9 protein-coding genes are annotated in these 6,637 nt (G+C 66.2%); 6 read left to right on the top strand and 3 right to left on the bottom strand.

The features are described 5' to 3' along the window. Window positions 1–196: 196 nt before the first annotated feature. Window positions 197–433 (bottom strand): helix-turn-helix domain-containing protein, encoded by a 237-nt coding sequence (locus V9L20_RS26885; protein WP_337298868.1) that lies wholly within the window; start codon window positions 431–433, stop codon window positions 197–199. A 219-nt stretch (window positions 434–652) separates the two neighbouring features. Between V9L20_RS26885 and V9L20_RS26880 the strand changes: the two genes are divergently transcribed. Next, complete coding sequence (locus tag V9L20_RS26880; RefSeq protein WP_337298867.1) at window positions 653–1,327, top strand: hypothetical protein; 675 nt, start codon at window positions 653–655, stop codon at window positions 1,325–1,327. 11 nt (window positions 1,328–1,338) lie between these two features. Here V9L20_RS26880 and V9L20_RS26875 read toward each other — a convergent pair whose 3' ends face one another. Further along, a complete protein-coding gene (locus V9L20_RS26875; RefSeq protein ID WP_337298866.1) occupies window positions 1,339–2,226 on the bottom strand; it encodes a LysR family transcriptional regulator in 888 nt (295 codons plus the stop codon). A 111-nt stretch (window positions 2,227–2,337) separates the two neighbouring features. Here V9L20_RS26875 and V9L20_RS26870 point away from each other — a divergent pair, with 111 nt between their 5' ends. Both V9L20_RS26870 and V9L20_RS26865 read left to right on the top strand, forming a co-directional pair. Then, window positions 2,338–2,970: an FMN-dependent NADH-azoreductase gene (locus V9L20_RS26870; protein ID WP_337298865.1), complete on the top strand. Its 633-nt coding sequence runs from the start codon at window positions 2,338–2,340 to the stop codon at window positions 2,968–2,970. 54 nt (window positions 2,971–3,024) lie between these two features. After that, entirely contained in the window at window positions 3,025–3,753 is a 729-nt protein-coding gene (locus V9L20_RS26865; protein ID WP_337298864.1) for a glutathione S-transferase, read from the top strand. A gap of 2 nt (window positions 3,754–3,755) precedes the next feature. Here the strand turns inward: V9L20_RS26865 and rsmI are convergent, their stop codons facing one another. Then, entirely contained in the window at window positions 3,756–4,718 is a 963-nt protein-coding gene (gene rsmI, locus V9L20_RS26860; protein ID WP_337298863.1) for a 16S rRNA (cytidine(1402)-2'-O)-methyltransferase, read from the bottom strand. 46 nt (window positions 4,719–4,764) lie between these two features. Between rsmI and V9L20_RS26855 the strand changes: the two genes are divergently transcribed. From V9L20_RS26855 to V9L20_RS26845, 3 genes are all read left to right on the top strand, one after another. After that, on the top strand, window positions 4,765–5,130 hold the full coding sequence (locus V9L20_RS26855; protein ID WP_258502590.1) for a YraN family protein: 366 nt from the start codon (window positions 4,765–4,767) through the stop codon (window positions 5,128–5,130). A gap of 91 nt (window positions 5,131–5,221) precedes the next feature. Then, window positions 5,222–5,866, top strand: a complete 645-nt coding sequence (locus V9L20_RS26850) for an SIS domain-containing protein (RefSeq protein WP_337298862.1) — start codon at window positions 5,222–5,224, stop codon at window positions 5,864–5,866. Continuing rightward, window positions 5,863–6,627 (top strand): BON domain-containing protein, encoded by a 765-nt coding sequence (locus tag V9L20_RS26845; protein ID WP_337298861.1) that lies wholly within the window; start codon window positions 5,863–5,865, stop codon window positions 6,625–6,627. The genes V9L20_RS26850 and V9L20_RS26845 overlap by 4 nt, the downstream gene beginning before the upstream one ends. Window positions 6,628–6,637: the final 10 nt, after the last annotated feature.

The raw sequence follows: 6,637 nt of genomic DNA, 5'->3' as shown, positions 1-6,637 counted from the left end.
GAAGCCCTCGGGCTCACAAAGCGGGTGGGTCAGTATTCGATGGAAATCTCGGGTCAGAGATCGGTGGAATTCAACAGACTCCGGCTATCGAGCAGGTTGACCCTGCCTTGGAACCCGTATCTCATAGCCCGACTCATGGGTTTGCTTACCTTTTTTAGACAACTGCCGCATCCCTCGGCGTCCTAGCCTGCTAAATCTACGTCTCTACTAACTTGTCCAACGTCTTGCCCGGCTTGACCCCGCAGGCCAAGCACCACCTCGCAAACAGCAGTACGTCGACGAAGTTCTCGCCACGTTCAAGCTTGGAGACATAGGACTGGCCCACGCCCAAGGCTTCGGCCATCTGCACCTGCGTTAGGCCGGCCTTCACCCGAACGTCGTGCATCAGGTTGCGCAGCGCCTCGTATTCGGCGTGATAAAGAGAAACGGACATGCGTTCATGGTCTAGTCCGATACGGAATAGTCGTAACACGACTTTTCAAGATACGATCCAGCACGCAACGGCGAAGACCGAGCGATGTAAAAAATCAGACAGGGATTGGATCGAGATGAAAAACGGGATGTTTCTCGTGGGCGCAGCCTTTGTGCTGGCAGCCTGCGGTGCAAGCGGCGGAGTCAATGGATCAGGGGAGGGGATCGGAAGGCCGTTGCCATGAAGCGGCCTGAAGGCTGGCTCAAGCGGCTCCCTTGCTTCTCTCCAGCTACACCGTTCGACAGGGCCTGCGTGGAATGCAAGACCTTGGCGCAGTTGGCAGACTGGTATGACCGCTGCATGGCGTCGGGTCGCAGGATGTCGGGCGATGAACTTGGTTTTCTCGTCCAGCATGTCTCCGGTCTCAGGGCGGCGGAGAACATGACACGTGGCGAACGCGCGGTGGAGAAGAAAGCCGATGAATTCGCTGAATTCTTCTACGGCCGAGACCATCGCGACTTCGATGCAATCCGCGCAAGGCAGGTCGCGATCGAAGGGGCTCGGCTCGACGAGGTTCCGCGTCACACGGTGTGGACGCTCGGCTCCAGGCTTTGGTGTTTGCGCTTGCCGAAGGGAAGCACCGCGACCGCATCTACCAACACACTGACGCTCATTGAGCTTGGCGGAAAACTGATCCGCGGCAGCTTGAGGAGTACCGAGCACGCGGAGCCGCTGATCTCCGCTTTCGCGCAAGGGGTGGTCCTGGGGTTCTTCGGGCTGGCGAAGATCGACATCACCAATGCGTTGGAGGGCGTGGGTCTGTGGCGGCGCTGCGAGTTGGCCAGCATCCACCACGCAGGCGTTGACCGCGGTGAGCGGCTTCGTGCGCAGGATGATCGAAACCCGAGTTGGTGACTTGCCCCGTGCTATCCCCCTGTCACTCTCGCATGCGACCCCCTCCATCGAAAGCAGGCCTCTCGAACCTCATCGCCCAGGGCCGACAGCGCCTCGGGCGCCGTGCCGCTTCCGGCGCGCTGGATCACGAAGCGCGCCGGCGGCAGCGCCGGCAAAAAGCTCCCCGCCGGAATGACCTTCAGCCCCGGCGACATGCCCGACGGCGTCAGCACGGTGATCGCCAGCCCGGTAACGGCCGCTGCCGTCAACGCGCTCGACCCCTGCGCAGTCAGCACGATCTGCCAGTTGGTCGCGCCATGGCCCGCCAGCGATGCCAGCGCGGCTTCGCGAAACGGGCAGGGCTCCGAAAGAAAGGCGAGCGGAATCGGCCCCTCGGGGTCGAGCAGCGACTTTTCTGAAAAGGCCCAGACCAGCGGCTCCATCCACAGGGTTTCGGTGTCGCTCCCGGCATCGCAGACGGTGCCGACCATCAGGTCCAGCGAGCGGTCGCGCACCTGCCTGGCAAGCATGGTGCTGATGCCGCAGGTCACTTCCACATGCACGCTCGGCCTGCGGCTGCGAAAGCTCGCGAGCGCGGCAAACAGCCATTCGCTCGGGAACCCTTCGGAGCACCCAAGGCGCAGCGTGGTCGGCGCATGCCGCGGCGCCGCAACTCTGGAGACGGCCTGTTGCTGCAGGCTGAGAATGCTCCTGGCATAACTCAGCAGCACGCTGCCTTGCGCGGTGAGCTGCAACGATCGCGTGGTGCGGTCGAACACGCGGCAACCCAGCTGCTCTTCCAACCGCTTGATCTGCGCGCTTACGGCCGATTGGGTCAGGTGCATGGCATCGGCCGCGCGCGTCACGCTGGCGTGGTCTGCAACAGAGACAAAGGCGCGCAGCAGTTGAGAGTCGAGCATGGCTTTTCTTTCAGTGTGGTTTGTTCTGAATAGCTGCAAATTATGTTGCTTGTGTGCTTTGTGCGGCGTGCCTAGCCTCGGCTGACCGCAACCACTCACCTCACACACGCCATGAAAGAGCTGCTGTACATCGAAACTTCGCCAAGAAAAACGCGCTCCGCCAGCACCGAGGTGGCGGGCGCGTTCATCGACGAGGTGCGGCGCATGCACCCGCAATGCCGCCTGACCACGCTGAACCCCTGGACGATGGATTTGCCCGAGCTGTCGCAAGACATGCTCGACGCCAAGTACGCCGGCATCAACGGCGTGCCGCTCACCGCAGCCCAGCAAACGGCGTGGGACGAAGTGCGGCGCATTGCCGCGCCCTTTCACGCGGCGGACCACATCGTGCTTGCCGTGCCGCTGTGGAACTTTGGCATTCCCTACAAGCTCAAGCACCTCATCGACGTGGTCTCGCACAAAGATGTGCTGTTCCGCTTCGACGCATCGGGCCTCTCGGGCATGCTGCAGACGCGCATGGCAACGGTGGTCTGCGCGCGGGGGCTCGACTATCCGCTGGGCAAAGACGGCTCCGCGCATGAACTCGACTTTCAGCTGCCGTACATCGAAGCTTGGCTGCGCTTTATCGGCGTGCGCGAGGTGCGCTCCGTGGTCGTCGAAAAAACGCTGATGGGGCCAGAGGTCGACGCCGGCGCAAGAGCCGATGCAAAGCGCAGGGCCACAGAGCTTGCCGAGGGCCTCTAGGGGGCTAAGAGCAGGGCGGTTGCAGGGCCGCGCAGACCCTGACACCATGGCCGCATGACCTACCAACTTCACTACTGGCCCACCATCCAGGGCCGAGGCGAATTCGTGCGGCTCGCGCTCGAGGCGGCCGGTGCAGACTATGTCGACGTGGCGCGGCTGCCCGAGTCGAAGGGCGGCGGCGAGTCTGCATTGGGCGGCCGGCTCGACGACCCGGAGATCGTGCGCCCGGCCTTCGCACCGCCGTTCCTCATCGACGGCGACATCGTCGTCGGGCAGACCGCGGCCATCCTGCTGTACCTCGGGCCACGGTTGGGGCTTGCGGGCGTCGGCGAATCAGACGGGCTGTGGACTCATCAGCTGCAGCTCACCATTGCCGACGTGGTGGCCGAGGCGCACGACACGCACCACCCCATCTCCACCGGCGCCTACTACGAAGACCAGCGCGACGCAGCCGTGCAGCGGGCGCGCGCCTTCCGCGAAGAGCGCATTCCAAAGTTCTTGAACTGGTTCGAACGGGTGCTGCAGCGCAACCCCGCGGGGTCTTCGCACCTGGTGGGCGACGTGCTCACCTACGCCGACCTGTCGCTGTTCCAGCTGGTGGACGGCCTGCGCTATGCGTTTCCGAAAGCCGCCGCAAGAGCGCTGGCGGACACGCCCAGGGTCGAGAAGCTGCACGACAACGTCAAGCGCCGCCAGCGCGTGCACGACTACCTGCAGAGCCCGCGCCGCATCGCGTTCAATGAAGACGGGATCTTCAGGCGCTATGCGGAGCTGGATGGCTGAGGTTATTCGGCGTCGTCGTCCGCCGAGCCGCTGTCGTTGCGGATGCGCAGCGCGGTTTCATACAGCGCATTGCGCGGCGCGCCACTGATCTCGGCCGCCAGGCGCACGGCGGTTTTCACCGGCAGCTCGGCCAGCAACAGCCGCAGCACGCGCTCTCCCTCGGCGCCGCCGTCGCCGGCCACTGCCATGGGGTGCAGCACCAGCGCGAACTCGCCGCGCGTGCGGTCGCGGCCGGCCGCAAACCAGTCGGGCAGGGCGTTGGCGGGCACGGTCGCTATTTCTTCGAATTGCTTGGTGAGCTCGCGCCCGACGGTGACGTGGCGCTCGCCCAGCACCGCAAGCGCGCGGGCCAGGGTTTCGATGCGGTGCGGCGCCTCGAGCAGCACCACGGCGCGGGGCTCTTGCGCAAGCGCCTGCACGGCGGTGTCGCGCTCGCCTGCCTTGCTCGGCAAAAAGCCCGCGAACACGAAGGCGCTGCTGGCGTTGCCGTCGCCGCCGTCGGCCACCAGCCCGGCCGCACCGATGAGCGTGGTCACGCTGCTGGCGCCCGGCAGCGGCAGCACGCGCTGGCCGGCTGCGCGCACGGCCGCTACCAGCCGCGCGCCGGGGTCGCTCACGCCGGGGGTGCCGGCGTCGCTCACGTAGGCGATGCGTTCACCCTGGGCGAGCCGCGCGGCCACGGCCTGGGCCGCCTCGGCCTCGTTGTGCTGGTGCACGGCCAGCAGCTGGGCATTAGGCCGGTCGATGCCGTAGGCGCGCAGCAGGCTTTGGGTGTGGCGCGTGTCCTCGCAGGCCACGGCGTCGACGAGCTGCAGCACATGCAGCGCCCGCAGGGTGATGTCGGCCAGGTTGCCGATGGGCGTGGCCACGACGTAGAGCGTGCCCTGCGGATAATGCTGCGCACCCGAGGCATCGCGCGCGGCCGCCAGGGCGGCGCCGAAGGTGGCGGGTGCGAGTGAAGCCAATGGGTTTCTCCGTAGAAACAAAAAGAAAGCCGGCAGGGAGCCAAGCATGAAAACCATCACGACGAAGCATCGGGGCGATGCGGCGGAAGACGCCGCGCTCGACCATCTTCAGAACGCCGGCCTCGCGCTGGTTGCCCGCAATTATCGAACGCCAGGGCGCGGCGGCGGCGAGATCGACCTGATCATGCGCGATCCGCGCGACGGAACGCTGGTGTTCGTCGAGGTGCGCCAGCGCAGCACGGCCTCGCATGGCGGTGCCGGCGGCAGCATCACGGGCGTGAAGCAGCGGCGCATCGTTTTTGCGGCGCGGCACTACCTGAACGGGCTGCGCACGCTGCCGCCGTGCCGCTTCGACGTGGTGCTGGTCGAAGAGCGCATCACCTGGCTGAAGGGGGCGTTCGACGCCGGCTAGCGTCTTGGCGGCGGCGCGGGAACTCGGCGCGCGCCGAAGGCTCCACACCGCAAACGTCTTGTTTCATTGCCCCCCGGTATCATCCCGCCCCATGCTCGAGCAACGGATTCAGCAACATTTCATCGATAGCGCCGACCTTAAATACCAGGCCGGCCCAGTCCTCAGCAAACCCATATCGCAAGCCATGCAGGCCATCCTGGCGTGCGTGACGAGCGGCGGCAAGGTGCTGGCCTGCGGTGCGGGCGTGTCGGGCCTGCTTGCGGCGCAGTTCGCGGCGCAGTTTGTCGGCCGCTTCGAACGCGAGCGGCCCGAGCTGGGCGCCATTGCGCTGCCCGGCGACAGCACCGACCCCTTGGCCGACAGCGCCAACGCCATCGACGCCGACCGCTTTGCCCGCCAGGTGCGCGCGCTCGGCCAGGCCGGCGATGTGCTGCTTGCAATCAGTGCCAGCGGGCAATCGGCTGCGGTGCTTGCCGCCGTGCTGGCCGCGCATGAGCGCGACATGACTGTTGTGGCCCTGCTCGGCAATGCCAGCATCGGCCAGCCGGCCTCGCCTGCCGCGGGCAGCACCGGAACCGGCGGCGCCATTGGGCGTGCGCTGCGCGAAACTGACGTTCAGATTGGTGTGTCGCACGAGCGTGCGGCACGCATCCACGAAGTCCACCTGCTCGCACTGCATTGCCTGTGCGACGGCGTGGATGCCCAGCTACTCGGAGAACAGGAAGCTTCCACATGACGACGACACCATTCCAACGCCTCGCCATTGCACTCGCCTCGGGAGCCGTTCTGGTTGCCGGGCTTTCCGGCTGCGTGCCGCTTGTGGTGGGCGGCGCGGCCGCAATGGGCGTGGGCATGGTGGCGACCGACCGCCGCAGCTCCGGCGCCCAGCTGGACGACCAGGGCATCGAGCTGCGCGCGGCCGCCCGCGTGCGCGAGATTGCCAACGACAACATGTACGTGAGCGTGACCAGCTACAACCGCCAGGTGCTGCTGACCGGCGCCGTGGGCAACGAGGCCGACCGCCGCCGCGTCGAAGAGGTGGTGCAGCGCGTGGACAACGTGCGCTCGGTGGTCAACGAGCTCACCATCGGCCAGCCCAGCACCTTCCAGGACCGTTCGAACGACGTGTTCATCAGCGGCAAGATCAAGGCCTCGCTGCTCGATGCCAAGGACATCTTCGCCAATTCGTTCAAGGTGGTGACCGAGCGCGGCGTGGTCTACCTGATGGGCATTGCCACCCGCCGCGAGACCGACCGCGCGACCGAAATTGCGCGCGGCATCTCGGGTGTGCAAAAGGTGGTGCGCGTGGTCGAGATCGTGAGCGAGGCCGAGCTGGCCAACCAGGCCCAGCGCGGCGGCACGGGCGCTGCTCCCGCGCCGGCGCCAAGCTCGGTGGCTCCGGCGCCTTCTTCTTCATCGCGCGTGCCGCTGCCGCCGATGGAGCCGCTGCCGCCGGCCGGCCAGCCGGGCAGCGTGACCACCTCGCCCGTGCGCTGATCTGTCTCTC

It is taken from the genome of Variovorax sp. CCNWLW225, from assembly GCF_037204045.1.
In the GTDB taxonomy this organism is placed as follows: domain Bacteria; phylum Pseudomonadota; class Gammaproteobacteria; order Burkholderiales; family Burkholderiaceae_C; genus Variovorax.
Note: the sequence above shows the minus strand (reverse complement) of the source record. Positions and strands in the feature narration are given on the sequence as shown.

Excerpts from the sequence above, each read along its gene's own strand:
- V9L20_RS26850 (WP_337298862.1), top strand. The coding sequence starts at position 5,222 with ATGCTCGAGCAACGGATTCAGCAACATTTCATCGATAGCGCCGACCTT.
- V9L20_RS26875 (WP_337298866.1), bottom strand. The coding sequence starts at position 2,226 with ATGCTCGACTCTCAACTGCTGCGCGCCTTTGTCTCTGTTGCAGACCAC.
- V9L20_RS26865 (WP_337298864.1), top strand. The coding sequence starts at position 3,025 with ATGACCTACCAACTTCACTACTGGCCCACCATCCAGGGCCGAGGCGAA.
- V9L20_RS26845 (WP_337298861.1), top strand. The coding sequence starts at position 5,863 with ATGACGACGACACCATTCCAACGCCTCGCCATTGCACTCGCCTCGGGA.
- V9L20_RS26855 (WP_258502590.1), top strand. The coding sequence starts at position 4,765 with ATGAAAACCATCACGACGAAGCATCGGGGCGATGCGGCGGAAGACGCC.
- V9L20_RS26880 (WP_337298867.1), top strand. The coding sequence starts at position 653 with ATGAAGCGGCCTGAAGGCTGGCTCAAGCGGCTCCCTTGCTTCTCTCCA.
- V9L20_RS26885 (WP_337298868.1), bottom strand. The coding sequence starts at position 433 with ATGTCCGTTTCTCTTTATCACGCCGAATACGAGGCGCTGCGCAACCTG.
- V9L20_RS26870 (WP_337298865.1), top strand. The coding sequence starts at position 2,338 with ATGAAAGAGCTGCTGTACATCGAAACTTCGCCAAGAAAAACGCGCTCC.